This window comes from Salegentibacter lacus, assembly GCF_020164555.1.
Classification (GTDB): Bacteria; Bacteroidota; Bacteroidia; order Flavobacteriales; family Flavobacteriaceae; genus Salegentibacter; species Salegentibacter lacus.
This window is the reverse complement of record NZ_JAIQZB010000020.1, coordinates 1-17,110: the sequence shown is the minus strand read 5'-3', so window position 1 is coordinate 17,110 and position 17,110 is coordinate 1. Positions and strand designations below refer to the sequence as shown.

The window sequence follows — 17,110 nt, the reverse complement described above, 5'->3', positions numbered from 1 at the left end:
ATTATTCCAAATCCTCAAATTATCAAAATGTCTGGTATCTACATCCACATTCCTTTTTGTAAGCAGGCCTGCCATTATTGTGATTTTCATTTTTCTACCTCTTTAAAAAAGAAAGGGCAGCTGGTAGATATGCTTTGCAAAGAATTGGTATTACGAAAAGACGAACTTACATCACCTGAAATTCAGACAATTTATTTTGGAGGTGGCACTCCGAGTTTGCTGGAAGCCGATGAACTTCACCAGATTTTTGAAACGATTTACGCTAATTATAAAATTACTGAAAACCCCGAAATCACCCTGGAGGCAAATCCCGATGATTTAACCGAAGAAAAAATAAAAATGCTGGCTGCTTCTAAAATCAACAGATTAAGCATTGGAATCCAGTCATTTTTTGAAGACGATTTAAAGTTGATGAACCGCGCCCATAATGCCGAAGAAGCTTTAAAAAGTATCAAACTGGCCAAACAATATTTCGATAATATTTCTATAGACCTTATTTACGGAATTCCCGGAATGAGTGTGGAGCAGTGGAAAAGAAACCTCGAAATCTCGCTTGAACTCGGCGTACCGCATATTTCCAGTTATGCGCTAACGGTAGAACCGAATACTGCGCTTCAGAAGTTTATTGAAAGAGGGAAAATTAAACCGGTAGACGATGAAGCTGCTAAACTTCACTTTGAAATTTTAGTCCACACGCTTACCAAAAATGGCTTTGAACATTATGAATTTTCCAATTTTGGCAAACCGGGCTGTTTTTCACAAAACAATACCGCTTACTGGTTGGGGAAACCTTATTTGGGAATTGGTCCTGCTGCCCATTCCTACGATGGGAATTCAAGGAAATGGAATATCTCGAATAATCCTTTATATATAAAAGCCCTGGGAAATGATGAAATTCCGCAGGAAACTGAAGACTTATCCCTTTCTGATAAGTACAATGAATATGTGATGACACGCCTTCGAACAAAATTCGGGGTTTCCCTGGTTGAGCTTGAAGAAAAGTTCGGAGTCGCTTACAAAGATCATTTTCTAAACCTGACACAGGCACTTCAAACAGAAAACCTGTTAGCAGAAGAAAAAGGGATTTTCCATATCACTTCAAAAGGAAAATTTTTAAGCGATGGGATTGCGGCAGATTTATTTTTTCTTGAGGAAAATTAGCTTTGGTTTTTACTTTAAATCTAAGGAGTATTTTAAAACTTTGATTTCGTCAAGCTGAATTTATTTCAGCTTCTAACATATTCTAATTACGAACAACTTAGATCCTGACTTCTCGACTCCGCTCGAAGTGACGAGTTCAGGATGACGATCTGATTACATTTCACAAAGACTCATCTCATTCTATATCAATCTTGTTTTAGAGCAAAACTTTTTTAATACATTTAACTTGTGAAAGCAAGTATAGAACTCAACAATAAAACCTACCAGACAGATTTTTCGAAACCCTTAGATATTTCCATCGGGTTGCGGGGGGATGCAAAAAATCCTGTGGCCTGGTATTTGGATGCGCCCAAAATAAACCCGGTGAAAGACGGTGATTTTATTGGGAAGGTTTCCGAAGGTGCTTCGGTTAATTTTAATAACATTCAATTTAATCCGCACGCCCACGGAACACATACCGAATGTGTTGGTCATATTTCCAGGGAATTTTATAGTATCAATCAAACGCTGAAGAGGTTTTTCTTCTTTTCAAAATTGATTTCCGTAGAACCCGAAACAATAGGAGGAGATCAGGTGATTTCCGAGGCAATTTTAAAGGAAAATTTTCAGTCTAAAAACACCGAAGCTTTGATTATTCGGACGCTTCCTAATTTCAGGGAAAAGCAAACCAGAAAATATTCGCATACCAACTGGCCTTATCTTAGCGAGGAGGCGATGGTTTACCTTAGAAGTTGCGGGGTAAAGCATCTGCTCATCGATTTGCCTTCAGTAGATAAAGAAAAAGACGGTGGAAAGTTGCTGGCGCACAAAGCTTTTTGGAATTACCCGAAAAATACCCGTTTTGAAGCTACAATTACCGAGCTTATTTATGTCCCAAATTCTATCGAGGATGGGGATTATTTATTAAACCTGCAGTTCGCTTCTTTTGAAAATGATGCCAGCCCTTCAAAACCTGTTTTATATAAAATTCAATAAAAGTCTTATAAGATTAAGCCATGAAAATAACACTCAAACTGGAAGAACTCGCGATGTTACTGTTGGGAGTCTTCGCTTTTAGCCACTTAGATTTTGCCTGGTGGTGGTTTTTGGTTTTGTTTTTCACACCAGATTTTGGAATGCTGGGTTATCTCTTCGGAAATAAAATCGGCGCTCTTATCTACAACATTTTTCACCATAAAGGACTTGCTATTTTGCTATGGTTTTTGGGATTTTATCTTCAAGACGAGGTATTTCAATTAATAGGCGTAATTTTGTTTTCGCACGCGGCTTTTGATCGTATTTTGGGCTACGGACTCAAGTACGAAAAGGGCTTCAAATTCACTCATTTGGGAGAAATAGGAAATTAATATGGAATTTTTATTTATCGGTTTGGCCGTGGGAGCGGTCGTGGCTTATTTTATTTTTGCCAGGTTTAACAGAGAAAAATCAAAGCTTAAAACCAATGAGCAATCGCTGGTGATTATGGATAAAATAAAAAGCGTTTGCAAGTTCATTACGGTTGAAGGCGATTTTTCTGAAATCTATCATTACGAGAATTTAAAGGAAAAATACCTGAGTTTGTTACTTGGAAAGAAAAAAGCGATCGTTCTGGTTAATGCCAAAGCGCACGTTGGTTTTGACCTTAGCAAGATTAGAATGAATAGCGACAACGAGAAAAGAACGATTTTACTTACCAATTTTCCGCAACCGGAATTACTTACCGTAGAAACCGATTTTAAGTATTACGATAAGCGTGAAGGCTGGGCCAACCCGTTTACCACTTCAGATCTTACTGATATTAATCGAGATGCAAAAAATTATATCGTCGATAAAATTCCACAAAGCGGACTTTTAGACCAGGCGCGAAAAGAGGCTTTAGATACTATTTTATTGATGGAAAAAATTGTTGAAACCATAGGCTGGAAACTTGATTATACCGCGCTGACCTTAGAGGATAAAAAACAAGCGAAAATTGAAAAATAGATTTCTTTTGGTAAAATTAGATTTCCGTCTTCACGGAAATGACAGGACTTAATTATGGACATTGAAAGCCTAAGAAATTACTGTATTGCCAAAAAGGGCGTGACGGAAGAATTACCTTTTGGTCCAGATACGCTGGTATTTAAAGTAATAGGAAAGGTTTTTGCATTGGCAGGGCTGGATTCGGCGCCACTTAGTGTAAACTTAAAATGCGATCCAGTGAAAGCAGTGGAACTTCGCGAAGAGTATGAAGCTCATATTTTGCCCGGTTACCATATGAATAAGAAACACTGGAATACCGTGATCCTGGATGGGCGTTTGAAACCAAACTTTGTGTATGAGTTGATAGACCATTCATACAATTTGGTAATAGCGGGTTTAACCAAAAAACAACAACAAGAACTTAAAGATTTAGATGAATAATCCACTTGAATTTTACACAAAACAAAAAGGAATACACCAGCAGGAATTAAGCAAGATATCCAAAAAGCTGATGGTTTCCAGTTTAATTCGCTTACTGATTTTCCTGGCAATTTGTTTCGCTATTTATTATTTCTTTGGAAATATGAACGTGATCGTTCCGGTAATTATCGGCGGGATTGCGCTTTTCCTGTTTTTGGTTTCCCGGCACAGTGATCTTAAAGACAAAAGTGACAAGCAAAAGGAAATAATTCGGCTTAACGAACTGGAAATTGATATTCTTAAAACCAGGAATTTCCACGATTTGCCTAATGGGAGCGAATTTGAAAACCCGTTGCATCCCTATAGCCAGGATATCGATTTGTTTGGGCGGGGATCGTTTTTTCAATATTCCAACCGCACCTCGCTTTATGAAGGCACTAAAAAACTGGCGGCTATTTTTACCGAAAATAGTATTGAGGATATCCAGCAGAAACAGGAAACTGTAAAAGAATTAGCAGAGAAACCGGAATGGCGGCAGGAATTTACCGCGCTTGCCAAATTGGTAAAGACCGAAACCCCTTCAAAAACCGTGATTAATTGGTTTAAAAACTATAAAAACTTTGTCCCGAAGTACATCAAATGGTTGCCCGCAGTATTTTCGGTGATTTCTATTTTAGTGATCGCGGGTTATTCTTTTGATTATTTAAAAGGCATCCATCTTTTCCTATGGTTTCTGGCAGGATTGCTTTTTACAGGAATTCACCTGAAAAAGATCAATTTACTTTCAGGGAGTGTGAGTAAGATTCAGGATACTTTTCATCAATACCATTTTTTACTCGGACTTATAGAACGAGAAAATTTTTCCTCAGACACCTTAAAAAAGAATCAGCAACTTATTAATGCTGAAAAGAAAAAAGCCTCGGCGATTTTTAAAGAATTTTCCAAAGCGATAGATTCTTTAGACCAGCGTAATAATATGCTTTTTGGGATTTTTGCCAACGGATTTTTGCTTTGGGACCTTCGGCAAAGCTATAAGCTGGAAAAATGGATTTCAGCCTACCGTCAACACGTTGAAAACTGGTTTGAAGTGATTGAATTTACCGATGCCTATAATTCGCTAGGTAATTTTGTGTTTAATCACCCAACCTATGTTTTTCCTGAAATCATCAATGAAAAAAGAGGGATTTCTGCAGAGAAATTAGCGCACCCGCTTTTAGATCCTGAAAAAAGAATAGCCAACGATTTTGCAATTGGCGATGAAGAATTCTTTATTATCACCGGGGCAAATATGGCTGGGAAAAGTACGTTTCTAAGAACGGTTAGCCTGCAAATTTTAATGAGTAATATTGGGCTGCCGGTTTGTGCTGAAAATTGCAAATATTCGCCAATTAAACTTATTACCAGTATGCGTACCAGCGATTCGCTAAGTGACGATGAATCGTATTTCTTTTCGGAATTAAAGCGACTAAAATTTATTGTAGACGAAATTAAAACCGATCGTTATTTTATTATTCTGGACGAAATTTTAAAAGGAACAAATAGCAGCGATAAAGCTATCGGCTCCAAAAAATTCATCAGGAAATTGGTTAATTCCAATTCCACCGGAATTATCGCGACGCACGATTTAAGCTTATGTGAAATCACTTCAGAATTAAGTCAGGTGAAAAACCATTATTTCGATGCAGAAATCATCAATGACGAGTTACATTTTGACTATAAATTCAAAGACGGGATTTGCCAGAATATGAATGCGTCTTTTCTTCTTCGGAAAATGGAGATTGTAGATGATTGATTTCTGTCTTTTTTCGTCATCCCGAATTTGTCACTTCGAGCGGAGTCGAGAAGTCAGGATCTAATCTGTGAAAAAAATAAATTTACAAGAGCCAAAATCATAAATGGATTCACTAACTCAAATAGTATTAGGTGCTGCGGTAGGTGAAGCAGTTCTCGGAAAAAAAGTAGGTAACAAAGCGATGCTCTACGGTGCAATTGCTGGCACTATCCCAGATCTGGATACTTTTGCCAGCGTTTTTACCGATACTATAACTGCCATTGAGATCCATCGCGGATTTACACACTCTATTGCGTTTTCCATACTTTTTGCACCTGTTTTTGGTTGGCTGATCTCAAAAATTGAAAGAAAATCTATTGCTACCTGGCAAAACTGGTCGTGGTTGATGTTTTGGGGCTTTTTTACGCACCCCTTACTAGATTCCCATACAACCTGGGGTACACAGTTATTCTGGCCTTTAGAAGTGCGTTTGGCGTATAAGAATATTTTTGTGATAGATCCTTTATACACTTTGCCTTTTCTTGTGTTTTTAATCCTGGCGATGCGGCAAAAAAGAGGAACCGCAAAAAGAAGAAAACTTAATAATTTTGGACTTATAATTAGCAGTATTTATTTATTGATGATTACCCCGGCTTTAAAGCTTTATACTTTTGACAAGTTTGTTGATGCTTTAGATAAACAGGGAATTGACTATAAAAAGATAGAAACAAAACCCTCACCCTTAAATACTATTTTATGGTCGGCCAATGTGGAAGTGGATAAGGCTTACTTAATTGGCAATTATTCAATTTTTGATACACAACCGATCGAGTTTGTATCGCATCCTAAAAACCACGACTTGCTGGGCAATTGGAGTGAAAAAAGAAATGTAAAACGACTTATCGATATTTCCGAAGGTTGGTATACCATTTCAGAAAAAGAAGGAGAAATTTATTTTAATGATCTTCGTTTTGGCACCTTAAGCCCAATAGCCAGGGTAGACGCCGACTTTGCTTTTAGTTATAAACTGATTGAAGAAAATGGTGAAATCAAAGCCATAGAAACAGAAAAAACACGAGGCGATGCAAAGGAATTATTATCGCAGTTGGGAAACCGAATCTTGGGGAATTAGGGCTTGTTCAATTAATAATTACAACTTTTCTCCTTTAAAATTGCGTGCGGAGTGGTGTACAGTTAATATGTCTATTCTTAGGTCATTTACAATTTTATAAATAATTCTATAATTCCCTTCGATCAACTCCCGAATTTCTGGCTGATTTATTTCAGGTACTAATTTTCCGGAATAGGGTTGAGTCTTTAAAATTTTTGTTCGGTTTCTAAGTTTAATGATTTGCAGTTCCGCATATTTCTTAGAATCCTTACTAATAAATTCAGCAATACTATTTAGGTCATATTTTGCTTGAAAAGTCCAGTTTATTTGAACCATTTTTCAATTTCATTGTCCAGTTCAGTCTCAGAGATTACTTCCCCCTTTTGTGACTGACTTATACCTCTTTCAACTTTTTCAATAAAGATTAAGCGTTCTACCAGCTCATCAATGGAGAATGTGTCTGGTAGTTTTTCAATTTCCTCTCTTAATTTACTTTTTGTAAGCATTTTTTTATCAATTTAAACTTACTACAAGATACAATTTTAAATTTATCGAGATGATTATTGCAAATAGAGGATATTCGTGCACTAGTGGCGAAACTTTCCGCCAAAACCATTTCTTCAGAAATCTTATCTTTATTGAAAATTCCCTTTTTCTATGAAATATTTATTTACACTTGTTTTTACTTTTTTATTTATTTCCGGTTTATCGGGCCAACAGAATTCAAAAAACCTTGATTCGATTATCAGTAAAATTGAGGATCTTAAAGCCTACGATAGGGAGGAATTTCCGTTAGGACTTTATACCGAAGAATATTATAAAGAGGAAGCTAAATTTGCCGAAAAACATATAGAGGAACTTCAGGAGATCAATGCTGATTCTTTAAGCGAAACTGAACAGATTTCGCTGGAAATGCTAAAGTTTAAGCTTCAGGAAACCATAGATCGCTATGAGTATGAAGCCTATTTGAATCCTTTGCTTTCTGATTCTGGTTTTCATTTAAGCCTGGCTTACCAGGTGCGTGATTTAAATAATTATGCACAGGTGAAAGCTTATTTAAATAAACTGAATGCGATTCCCACTTATGTAGATCAGCATTTCGCTTTATTGCGTGAAGGTTTACAGAAAGGAAATACCCAGCCACGAATAATTTTTGAAGGTTATGAATCTACTTATAACGACCAGATCGTGGAAGATCCAAAAGAAAGCTATTTCTATGAACCTTTTGAAAATCTACCAGGGATACTTTCCGAAGCGCAAAAGGATTCGGTTTTAACGGCTGCAGAAAATGCGATTGCCAATAATGTGATTCCGCAGTTTATAAGAATTAAAGAATTTTTTGAAACCGAATATTTGCCAGGAACCCGAACAAGTTTAGGTGTTTCCGAAATTCCGAACGGTCGTGAATATTATCAAAATCGCTTGGATTATTATACCACTTTAGACCTGAGTGCAGAAGAAATTCACCAGATTGGTTTAGAAGAAGTAGCGCGGATTAATTCAGAAATGAAGAAGATTATTGCTGAGGTTGAATTTGACGGGAGTTTCGAGGAATTTATCCATTATTTAAGAACCGATGAGCAGTTTTATGCAAAAACCGGGGAAGAATTATTAAAGGAAGCCCGCGACATCGCCAAGCGAATTGACGCAAAACTTCCGGCATATTTTAAAACCTTACCAAGAAAACCTTACGGGGTTACAAAAGTGCCCGATGCCATCGCTCCGAAATATACCACGGGCCGTTATATTGGTGCTTCAGATGAAACCCAACCGGGCTATTACTGGGTGAATACTTATAATTTATCTAATCGTCCGTTGTACGTATTGCCATCTTTAACCGCTCACGAAGCCGTGCCTGGTCACCATTTACAAAATGCGCTTAATGCCGAACTGGGAGACAGTATTCCTAAATTCCGTAGGAATATGTATTTATCGGCTTATGGAGAAGGTTGGGGCTTATATTCTGAATTTTTAGCCGAAGATATGGGAATTTATACCACGCCTTACGAGCTGTTTGGAAAACTCACCTACGAGCAATGGCGCGCCTGCCGACTGGTAATCGATACCGGAATCCACGCGATGGGTTGGAGCAGGGAAGAAGCAGTAGAATATTTCGAAAAAAATACCGCGCTTTCTATGCATAATATTAACACCGAAGTAGATCGATATATTTCCTGGCCGGGACAGGCGGTTTCCTATAAGATTGGCGAGATTAAAATCAGGGAATTACGCAAAAAAGCAGAAGAAACTTTAGGAGCAGATTTCAATATTCGAGATTTCCATGAAGTTATTTTAGAGCAGGGGGTGGTTACGCTTCCTATTTTAGAAGAACGGGTGAATGCTTTTATTGAAGAAACCAAATAGCTGTTATAAACGATTGATACCTCTATGGTTTCTTCTTTAATATCCTATCTTCGCGACTTCAAAAATCAATAATGAATTTAGAAAAGGAATTAAGGGAGCGCAGCGATAGTACCTGCGAACTTTGTAGCGCTACAGATAATTTACAGGTTTATAGTCTTGAGGATTTCCCCGGTGAAGTTACCGATGGAAGTTTTATGGCGTGCCAGGTTTGCACCGAACAACTGGAAGATTTTGATAAAGTTGAGGTAAATCATTGGCGTTGTTTAAACGATAGTATGTGGAGTACGGTTCCTGCTGTTCAGGTAACTGCTTTTCAGATGCTGACCAAACTAAAGGCTGAAGGCTGGCCTCAAGACTTGCTTGATATGATGTATATGGAAGACGAGTTGAAAGCTTTTGCTCAATCCCAGTTGGTTTCCGAAGAAAATACTACCACAGAAGTAATCCATAAAGATAGCAACGGAGCCCTAATTGAAGCCGGGGATACGGTTGTACTTACCAAAGATCTAAATGTAAAAGGCAGTAGTCTTACTGCAAAACGCGGTACTGCAGTTCGCAGGGTTTCTTTAGTGCACGACAATCCTGAACAAATTGAAGGTAAAGTAGAAGGTCAGCAAATTGTAATTCTAACCAAATTTGTCAAGAAGGTTTAAGCTAGTTGCTTAACACCTCTTTTCGCTCATCACTTTCTATAATTCCATCGCGAAGGCGAATAATTCTATGGGCGTGGTTGGCAACTTCTTCTTCGTGAGTAACCAGAATTACCGTATTTCCTGCTGCGTGGATTTCATCAAAAAGATTCATAATTTCCAATGAAGTTTTTGAATCCAGGTTTCCGGTAGGTTCATCGGCAAGAATTATGGAAGGTTTATTAACTAAAGCCCTTCCTACAGCAACTCTTTGGCGTTGTCCACCCGAAAGCTGATTGGGTTTATGGTCCATTCTGTCTCCAAGCCCTACGTTTGTTAAAACTTCTTCCGCACGTTTAATTCGGTCTGCTTTGCTGTAACCGGCATAGATCATTGGTAAGGCTACATTTTCTAAAGCAGTAGTTCTTGGAAGCAGGTTAAAAGTTTGAAAAACAAAACCGATTTCCTTGTTTCTGATTTCAGCGAGTTCATCGTCGCTCATCTGGCTTGCATCTTTTCCATTTAGAATATAGTGTCCGGAAGTTGGTGTGTCAAGACAACCCAGCAAGTTCATTAAGGTAGATTTTCCCGAACCGGAAGGTCCCATAATGGCTACATATTCACCACGATCTATATCAAGATCGATTCCTTTTAAAACTTTTACGATTTCATTTCCTAAAGGAAAATCCCTGGTAATTTGTCTGATTTCAATGACTTTACTCATGCAGAAATAATTTTGTGCTTATAGGACGCCGCTTTACGGTTTTTGTTACAACCTGATTGTAAAATGCTGTTTAGCCTGTTCTTTTCTAAAAAATATGAGTCCGAGGAAAAATGTATCAATACTCACCCTTACTTCTGGATGCGCTTTAATTTCTTCCCAGGCAGCTTCCATCCCTGGGGACCAGTGAATATCGTCAAAAACAAATACCGAATCATTATGAGCGGTTGGTAGTAATTGATGGAAATATTTTAAGGTTGCTTCCTTGGTATGATGCCCATCGAAATATATAAGATCGAAAGTTATTCTTGGTTTGTAGTTTTTGGTTTGGTGTTTATTGTTTGTTGTTTTTCGTTGTGTTCTTTCTAAATTTCCTGAACTTTCGGTTTTTGTTTTATTTTGTGAGTGGGTTAAAATTCTGGAAAGTATTTCCTCAAACTCCCCCACAACAAGCTTTACAGTGTTAATGCCAAATTTCTTTAACTGTTGCCGCGCTATATCAGCTGTTTGCGGGCAGCCTTCAATACTCGTTACATTACTTTTTTTATTTGCAGATAGTGCAGCTGTACCAATTCCCAGAGAAGTTCCCAATTCCAGAATATTTTTGCACTTTAAATAATTAACCAACCGAAATAAAAACCTGGCTCTTTTCTTCGGAATTCCAATATTCTTTGTAATGGCTGAAATCATACGTTCATTAGAGGTAAACACCCTGCTCCCGGCACCAAAATCGGTAACTTTAATCGTCTTATGGTTTTTTAAAAGATCTTTTCGGTACTCGTTTAGAAGCGTATATTCCTTGTGTTTCTTTCTATCATAAAAACAATTCGTCACCAAATCATAAACAAAAGGGGAGTGCAACCCGTGTTGATTTTGGGATTTAAGAAGGAATTTTATGTAGGATTTTAGAAGCAAGCTATCGGTTGTCAGTTATGAGTTGTCAGTTTTCGGTTGTGGGTTTCGATTCTTAATATTCGGTTATAAATTATTAAGTCTTCCAATTCTTTTCCACGTATTGTATAAACGAATAAATCTTTCCCCCTAAAAGATCGTATTTTGTTCTTAGTATCTTTATTTCTTTGATTTCATATAATTCGTCAATCATTTCCAATTGTGATAAACATTCTAAAAGTGAGGCGTGTGCGTATACCAGGAATTTTATAAAATCTTGTTTATAAGCTCTTCTTCCATATCCTTCAACAATATTGTCTTTAATACTTTTTGAAGATCTTCTTAACTGACTGCCCTGTTCATATAATTCGAATTTAGGAAGCTTAAGTGAGGCTTTATGAACTTCTAATGCGTATTCAAAAGATAGATTGTAGATATCTAAGTCCCGGTAGCTTTTCATATGTTATATTTAAAAATTAATTTTAACTCACAACTCACAACTCACAACTCACAACTCACAACTCACAACTCACAACTCACAACTCACAACTCACAACTCACAACTCACAACTGAACTACTCCGCCTTCGCCCCAAGCTCGAACCAACGTTCGGTTTTTTCTTCTATCTGGTCTTCAATTTTTTTGAGTTCAACTGAATTTTCGGCTACTTTTTCGCCGCTGAGGTCCTGTAGGAATTTCTGCTGAATTTCCTCTTTTTTCTTCTCGAGTTTGGCGATCTCTTTTTCCAGTTTTCCGTATTCTTTTTGTTCGTTATAATTCAGTTTACTGCCCGAACTGGTTTTTTTCCAGTCCTTTTTATTGTCTTTTTGCTCGGTAGATTGAGATTCTTGTTTAGATTCTGCGGCAGCGCTTTCTTCATATTCACGGTAATCGCTATAATTTCCGGGGAAATCCTGAACTTCGGTATCTCCCTGAAATACGAACAGGTGATCTACGATCTTATCCATAAAATACCTGTCGTGGGAAACCACCACCAAACATCCCGGGAAGTCCAGTAAGAAGCTTTCTAATACATTTAGCGTAACGATATCAAGATCGTTGGTAGGCTCATCCAGAATAAGGAAGTTGGGGTTTTGAATAAGAACCGTACACAGGTAAAGTCGTTTGCGCTCGCCACCACTTAGTTTTTCAACAAAATCGTATTGTTTTTTGCGATCGAATAAAAAGCGTTCTAAAAGCTGCTGCGCCGAAATTTGCCGTCCTTTCTTCAGTGGAATATAATCACCGAATTCCTGAATTACCTCGATAACTTTCTGGCCGGGTTTAATATTGATACCAGCCTGGGTATAGTAACCAAATTTTATGGTCTCACCAATAACCACTTTTCCGGCATCGGGTTTTATTGCTCCGGTGAGAATATTCAGGAAAGTAGATTTTCCGGTTCCGTTTTTACCAATTATTCCTATGCGTTCTCCTCGCTTAAAATTATAGCTGAAATTTTTGAGTAACTCATTATCTTCAAAGGATTTCCCGATATTATGAAGCTCCACAATTTTGCTGCCCATTCGTTCCATATTGAGTTCAAGCTGCACTTCGTGGTCCTGGCGGCGTTTATGCGCCCGGTCTTTAATATCCTGAAAATCGTCTATCCTGGATTTAGATTTTGTGGTACGCGCTTTTGGTTGGCGGCGCATCCAGTCCAGTTCTTTTTTATAAAGTTGCTTGGCTTTATCGGTATTGACAGCTTCCTGGGCCATACGCGCATCTTTTTTATCAAGATAATAGCCGTAATTTCCTTTGTAGGTGTATAGTTGGCCGTGATCCAGCTCCACGATTTCATTACAAACCCGTTCCAGGAAATACCTGTCGTGTGTTACCATAAAAATGGTGAAATTCTCTTTCTTAAAATATTCTTCCAGCCACTCGATCATATCCAGGTCCAGGTGGTTGGTAGGCTCATCCATAATGATGAAATTTGGCTTTTGCAACAGCATTACCGTAAGGGCAAGCCTCTTTTTTTGTCCGCCGGAAAGATATTTCACTTCCTTAGAAAGATCATCCAACTTCAGTTTAGAAAGGATCTGCTTGTATTGAGTTTCAAAATCCCAGGCCTGTGCAGCATCCATTTCTTCAAAAGCTTTCTGATAAGCATCAGCATCATCGGGATTTTTAAGCGCTTTTTCGTATCGGTTTATAATATTCAGAATTTCATTATCTGAAGAAAATATGGTTTCTTCCACCGTTAAATTCGGATCTAAATTGGGTTCCTGCGGAAGAAAAGCAGTGGTGATATCCTTTCTATACACCACTTTACCGGCATCTGGCGAATCGAAACCTGCCAGTATATTTAGGAGGGACGTTTTCCCGGTTCCGTTTTTGGCAATAAAACCTACTTTTTGGCCTTCATTAATTCCGAAGGAAATATCTTCGAATAATACATGTTCGCCATAGGCTTTGGCAATATTTTCTACACTTAAATAATTCACAGACTTGAGTTTTGTGCAAAATAAAAGGAAAATTGCGACTTAATTTTATTATTAGCCTACAAAAACTATATTTGTTAAAACTATCTAAATTAGGATGATGATGGGAAGCTCTAAAGTGCATTGGGCGAGTTAATTCATCCTGATGTCCCGAACCAATAGTAAAATATGCTGAAGAGATACTATTTAATCCTAATCTTACTGGCGGGAGTTTTGAGTTTCTCGTCCTGTATTTCTACTAAAAAAACCACTTATCTCCAGGATAATGACGAAAGGCTGGATAGTATTATTCAAATTCAACAGCTAAAAAAACCTTATCGTATACAAACCGGCGATCTTTTGAGTATCCGGGTAAAGGCTTTGGACCAGGAACTAGTAGGAATGTTTAATCCGGTTGGAGAAGCAAATCCGAACGCAACTACTGAAGAGGCAGTTTATTTTGACGGGTTTACCGTAGACGATCACGGCAATATTCGCGTTCCTACTTTAGGCGAGGTAAACGTATTAGGTTATACCGAAAGGGAAATAAGAGAGAAAATAGAAGAGCTTTTATTAGAAAATTATTTTAGGGAAGAAGCCAATATTTTTGTTACTGTAAAGCTGGCAGGAATTAGATATACCACGCTGGGCGAGATAGGAACCGGCAGCCAGGTAATTTATAAAGAAAAAGTGTCTATTATGGAAGCCGTGGCCAATGCCGGGGGAATTACCGAATATGGTGATATGGAAAATGTAAAGATTATCAGGCAATATCCCGAAGGGGAAAAGATTCATCATATAGACCTAACCGATATAGATGCTACGAAAAGTGAGTATTATTATATACAACCCAACGACCTTATTTTGGTAAATGCCCTCCCGCAAAAAGCACTGGGGTTAGGCACTACAGGACTGGAGATATTTAGAACCGGAGTGACAATATTATCGTTTGTTACAACCACAATTTTATTATTTAGCAGGATATAAATGGCGCATGAAGATGATCACATATCAGATGTAGGCTCAACCTTCGATTTTAAAGGTTTTGTGCTTAAAGTAATAAGCTACTGGAAGTTGATCTTACTTTCGGTGGGGATAAGTTTGGCTGTGGCGTACTATAACAATGTTAGAAAATTACCTGTTTATAACCTGGGGAATTCCATTTCAATAAAAGACGATCAAAATCCGTTTTTTACCAGTAACACCAGTTTAACCTTTAACTGGGGCGGCACTTCAGATAAGGTGAATACCGCGATGACGATCTTAAGATCGCGTTCACATAATGAAGAAGTGGTAGAAAAACTTCAGTTTTATACCCAATATTTAAAAGACGGGGAATATCAGCGAATTGATGCTTATGGAAGTGCACCTTTTAAAGTAGTTGCCGATACCACGATGTCGCAAGCTTTAAATGTAACCATGACGATTACATTTTTAGATTCGTCAACTTATAATTTAAAAGCGAATGTACCCTCGAGTTTGAGTCTTCAGAATTATAAAACCAAAGAGAAATCATACAGGGAGGTAGATCCTAAAGAATTCAGTAAAAATTATAAATCGGGAGAACAGGTACGGCTTCCATTTTTTAGCGGAACTATTCTTAGGGTAGAACAGCCCCTGCAGGTGGGAACTCCTTTTTACGTGAGTTTTATGAATTTTGACTCGGCGGTGGGGAGATATAGAGGTGTTAATGTAAGTCCTGAATCCCAGGGATCTTCGGTATTAAGGATGAGTCAAACCGGTGGAAATAAGTCCCGGATTGTAGATTATTTAAACGGAACCGTGAAAGTGCTTAGCGATAATATGCTGGCGCGGAAAAACCTTTTTGCTACCAAGACCATTCGTTTTATAGATTCCAGTTTAGCGGTCCAATCTGAAGCCTTAAAACTGGTAGAAGCAGAACTGAACCAGTTTCGGAATGAAAACGCGATAATGGATATTTCTGCGGAAAGTTCCCAGCTTTCCAATCGGCTTTCAACCTTAGACCTCAGGAAAGAAGATATAAGACGGCAACTTTCTTACTATGAAACTTTAAGAAATTACCTGGAAACCAGAAATGATTATTCCAATGTTCCCGCGCCATCTGTAGCCGGGATTTCAGAAGGAAGCATTGCCAGCGGGGTTTCCCGAATTATTTCCCTGGCGGAAGAAAGAAGCAATTACCAGTATTCCTTAAAAGAAGATTCCCCGGTTTTTGACGATATAGACCGTCAAATCAATTCGGTTAAATCTATTTTGCTGGAAAATATCAGTTCCTCTAAAGGTTTGTTGCAGGATGAACAAAGGGATATAAATAGGCAGATCGCACAGCTGGAATCTGAAATAAGTAAACTTCCGCAGGAAGAACAGGACTTGCTTAAAATTCAGCGCCGTTATAGTCTCAACGAGAAATCCTACAATATGTTCCTCGAGAAGCGAAGCGAAGCGGGACTTATTAAGGCCGCGAATGTAAGCGATGTGATGGTGATCGATTCGGCTAAAGATACCGGCGGCGGGCAAATTGGTCCGAATACCCAACTTAATTACGTAATGGCCGTACTGGTTGGGGGCGTGATTCCACTAACATTTGTGTTTTTATTGGTTTTCTTAAATACAAATATCCACAATGCGCAGGAAGTAACTCGTTTATCCCCGATTCCTATTTTAGGAATGATCGGGAAAAGTAAAATGGACTCGAACCTGGTGGTTTTTAGCAATCCAAAATCTTCTATTGCTGAAGGATTTAGGGGCTTGCGATCCAGCCTTCAGTTTATGTATAAAAAACAGGGCGTCACCGGATCTAAGACTTTGCTTATTACCTCTTCGGTTTCCGGGGAAGGAAAAACCTTCTGTGCGATGAACTTAGCAACGGTTTTCGCCTTAAGTGAACGAAAAACGGTACTGGTGGGGGTCGATTTAAGAAAGCCAAAGATCTTTGATGATTTCCAACTGAATAATGATGTAGGAGTGGTGAATTATTTGATAGACCAGGCAGGAGCCCATGAGATTATACAGCAAAGTAAAATTCCTTATCTGGATGTAATCACCGCGGGGCCGGTGCCTCCGAACCCATCAGAGTTATTGATCAATGAACAGATGGATAAGCTGATGGAGGAATTAAAACAGAAATACGATTATATTATCCTGGATACCCCGCCAATTGGGATGGTTGCCGATGCTTTAAACCTGGTGAAACACGCTGATGCTACAATTTACCTGGTACGTCAGGATTATACCAAACGCGGGATGTTGGAATCTATCAACGAAAAATATCACAAAGGGGAAATTAAAAACATCAGTTTTGTATTAAACCACTTTGTACACCGCGCTAAATACGGTTATGGTTATGGCTATGGTTATGGCTACGGTTATGGCTACGGCTACGGCTACAACCGATATTCTAAAGGCTACGTTGAAAAATCTGATCCCACTCGAAAATTTAAACGCTGGTGGAAGAAGGCGATGAGGAATTTTGAGTAGATTTTTGTTTTTCTGTTTTGCCACGAATACACGAATATTTTAATGTCTTGCGTTTTGATTATAAGACAGGAGTAAATGCTCCTTCCCTTTTTTAAGCTACCGTGTGTACACATCTTTTGCCAGTTCTAACCCTTCCATAATATAGTTGAACCTTTCCATTCCTCTTTTTAGAACGATTACTCCAGGTGGACCTTGAGATTGATACCCTTTCCATCCACC

General features: G+C 38.3%; 17 protein-coding genes. 11 read left to right on the top strand and 6 right to left on the bottom strand.

The features are described from left to right. The first annotated feature begins 27 nt into the window (after positions 1–27). From hemW to LB465_RS14910, 7 genes are all read left to right on the top strand, one after another. A complete protein-coding gene (gene hemW, locus LB465_RS14940; protein ID WP_224470730.1) occupies positions 28–1,161 on the top strand; it encodes a radical SAM family heme chaperone HemW in 1,134 nt (377 codons plus the stop codon). 228 nt (positions 1,162–1,389) lie between these two features. Next, positions 1,390–2,136 carry a cyclase family protein gene (locus LB465_RS14935; protein WP_224470728.1) on the top strand — a complete coding sequence of 249 codons (747 nt, stop codon included), beginning with the start codon at positions 1,390–1,392 and terminating at the stop codon, positions 2,134–2,136. Positions 2,137–2,156: 20 nt separating this feature from the next. Beyond that, a complete protein-coding gene (locus LB465_RS14930; RefSeq protein ID WP_224470727.1) occupies positions 2,157–2,507 on the top strand; it encodes a DUF4260 domain-containing protein in 351 nt (116 codons plus the stop codon). A gap of 1 nt (position 2,508) precedes the next feature. Beyond that, on the top strand, positions 2,509–3,123 hold the full coding sequence (locus LB465_RS14925) for a DUF4230 domain-containing protein (RefSeq protein WP_224470725.1): 615 nt from the start codon (positions 2,509–2,511) through the stop codon (positions 3,121–3,123). Between the two features lie 54 nt (positions 3,124–3,177). Beyond that, positions 3,178–3,543, top strand: coding sequence for an MmcQ/YjbR family DNA-binding protein (locus LB465_RS14920; protein ID WP_224470723.1), 366 nt, complete (start codon positions 3,178–3,180; stop codon positions 3,541–3,543). After that, on the top strand, positions 3,536–5,314 hold the full coding sequence (locus LB465_RS14915) for a MutS-related protein (RefSeq protein WP_224470721.1): 1,779 nt from the start codon (positions 3,536–3,538) through the stop codon (positions 5,312–5,314). Before LB465_RS14920 ends, LB465_RS14915 begins: the two co-directional genes overlap by 8 nt. A gap of 103 nt (positions 5,315–5,417) precedes the next feature. Continuing rightward, positions 5,418–6,425 carry a metal-dependent hydrolase gene (locus tag LB465_RS14910; RefSeq protein WP_224470719.1) on the top strand — a complete coding sequence of 336 codons (1,008 nt, stop codon included), beginning with the start codon at positions 5,418–5,420 and terminating at the stop codon, positions 6,423–6,425. Between the two features lie 18 nt (positions 6,426–6,443). On the opposite strand, the gene LB465_RS14905 is transcribed toward LB465_RS14910, so the two are convergent. Both LB465_RS14905 and LB465_RS14900 read right to left on the bottom strand, forming a co-directional pair. Beyond that, on the bottom strand, positions 6,444–6,740 hold the full coding sequence (locus LB465_RS14905; protein WP_224470718.1) for a type II toxin-antitoxin system RelE/ParE family toxin: 297 nt from the start codon (positions 6,738–6,740) through the stop codon (positions 6,444–6,446). Next, entirely contained in the window at positions 6,728–6,910 is a 183-nt protein-coding gene (locus tag LB465_RS14900) for a hypothetical protein (RefSeq protein WP_224470716.1), read from the bottom strand. Before LB465_RS14900 ends, LB465_RS14905 begins: the two co-directional genes overlap by 13 nt. Before the next feature lie 151 nt (positions 6,911–7,061). Between LB465_RS14900 and LB465_RS14895 the strand changes: the two genes are divergently transcribed. Both LB465_RS14895 and LB465_RS14890 read left to right on the top strand, forming a co-directional pair. Beyond that, positions 7,062–8,768: a DUF885 domain-containing protein gene (locus tag LB465_RS14895; RefSeq protein ID WP_224470714.1), complete on the top strand. Its 1,707-nt coding sequence runs from the start codon at positions 7,062–7,064 to the stop codon at positions 8,766–8,768. A 71-nt stretch (positions 8,769–8,839) separates the two neighbouring features. Continuing rightward, positions 8,840–9,421, top strand: a complete 582-nt coding sequence (locus LB465_RS14890) for a PhnA domain-containing protein (protein ID WP_224470712.1) — start codon at positions 8,840–8,842, stop codon at positions 9,419–9,421. 1 nt (position 9,422) lies between these two features. Here LB465_RS14890 and LB465_RS14885 read toward each other — a convergent pair whose 3' ends face one another. From LB465_RS14885 to LB465_RS14870, 4 genes are all read right to left on the bottom strand, one after another. Beyond that, on the bottom strand, positions 9,423–10,121 hold the full coding sequence (locus LB465_RS14885) for an ABC transporter ATP-binding protein (RefSeq protein WP_224470711.1): 699 nt from the start codon (positions 10,119–10,121) through the stop codon (positions 9,423–9,425). A gap of 45 nt (positions 10,122–10,166) precedes the next feature. Further along, on the bottom strand, positions 10,167–10,979 hold the full coding sequence (locus LB465_RS14880) for an O-methyltransferase (protein WP_224470709.1): 813 nt from the start codon (positions 10,977–10,979) through the stop codon (positions 10,167–10,169). Positions 10,980–11,106: 127 nt separating this feature from the next. Further along, entirely contained in the window at positions 11,107–11,469 is a 363-nt protein-coding gene (locus tag LB465_RS14875; RefSeq protein WP_224470707.1) for a four helix bundle protein, read from the bottom strand. Between the two features lie 115 nt (positions 11,470–11,584). After that, positions 11,585–13,456 carry an ABC-F family ATP-binding cassette domain-containing protein gene (locus tag LB465_RS14870; RefSeq protein WP_224470705.1) on the bottom strand — a complete coding sequence of 624 codons (1,872 nt, stop codon included), beginning with the start codon at positions 13,454–13,456 and terminating at the stop codon, positions 11,585–11,587. A 165-nt stretch (positions 13,457–13,621) separates the two neighbouring features. Here LB465_RS14870 and LB465_RS14865 point away from each other — a divergent pair, with 165 nt between their 5' ends. Beyond that, positions 13,622–14,419, top strand: a complete 798-nt coding sequence (locus LB465_RS14865) for a polysaccharide biosynthesis/export family protein (protein WP_224470703.1) — start codon at positions 13,622–13,624, stop codon at positions 14,417–14,419. Continuing rightward, entirely contained in the window at positions 14,420–16,891 is a 2,472-nt protein-coding gene (locus tag LB465_RS14860) for a polysaccharide biosynthesis tyrosine autokinase (protein WP_224470702.1), read from the top strand. The last annotated feature ends 219 nt before the right edge of the window (positions 16,892–17,110 follow it).

What these genes read in the sequence shown, in the direction of transcription:
- LB465_RS14875 (WP_224470707.1), bottom strand. Translation starts at nt 11,469, where the DNA reads ATGAAAAGCTACCGGGACTTAGATATCTACAATCTATCTTTTGAATAC.
- LB465_RS14865 (WP_224470703.1), top strand. Translation starts at nt 13,622, where the DNA reads ATGCTGAAGAGATACTATTTAATCCTAATCTTACTGGCGGGAGTTTTG.
- LB465_RS14910 (WP_224470719.1), top strand. Translation starts at nt 5,418, where the DNA reads ATGGATTCACTAACTCAAATAGTATTAGGTGCTGCGGTAGGTGAAGCA.
- LB465_RS14925 (WP_224470725.1), top strand. Translation starts at nt 2,509, where the DNA reads ATGGAATTTTTATTTATCGGTTTGGCCGTGGGAGCGGTCGTGGCTTAT.
- LB465_RS14890 (WP_224470712.1), top strand. Translation starts at nt 8,840, where the DNA reads ATGAATTTAGAAAAGGAATTAAGGGAGCGCAGCGATAGTACCTGCGAA.
- LB465_RS14885 (WP_224470711.1), bottom strand. Translation starts at nt 10,121, where the DNA reads ATGAGTAAAGTCATTGAAATCAGACAAATTACCAGGGATTTTCCTTTA.
- LB465_RS14915 (WP_224470721.1), top strand. Translation starts at nt 3,536, where the DNA reads ATGAATAATCCACTTGAATTTTACACAAAACAAAAAGGAATACACCAG.
- LB465_RS14895 (WP_224470714.1), top strand. Translation starts at nt 7,062, where the DNA reads ATGAAATATTTATTTACACTTGTTTTTACTTTTTTATTTATTTCCGGT.
- LB465_RS14860 (WP_224470702.1), top strand. Translation starts at nt 14,420, where the DNA reads ATGGCGCATGAAGATGATCACATATCAGATGTAGGCTCAACCTTCGAT.
- LB465_RS14905 (WP_224470718.1), bottom strand. Translation starts at nt 6,740, where the DNA reads ATGGTTCAAATAAACTGGACTTTTCAAGCAAAATATGACCTAAATAGT.
- hemW (WP_224470730.1), top strand. Translation starts at nt 28, where the DNA reads ATGTCTGGTATCTACATCCACATTCCTTTTTGTAAGCAGGCCTGCCAT.
- LB465_RS14900 (WP_224470716.1), bottom strand. Translation starts at nt 6,910, where the DNA reads ATGCTTACAAAAAGTAAATTAAGAGAGGAAATTGAAAAACTACCAGAC.
- LB465_RS14930 (WP_224470727.1), top strand. Translation starts at nt 2,157, where the DNA reads ATGAAAATAACACTCAAACTGGAAGAACTCGCGATGTTACTGTTGGGA.
- LB465_RS14920 (WP_224470723.1), top strand. Translation starts at nt 3,178, where the DNA reads ATGGACATTGAAAGCCTAAGAAATTACTGTATTGCCAAAAAGGGCGTG.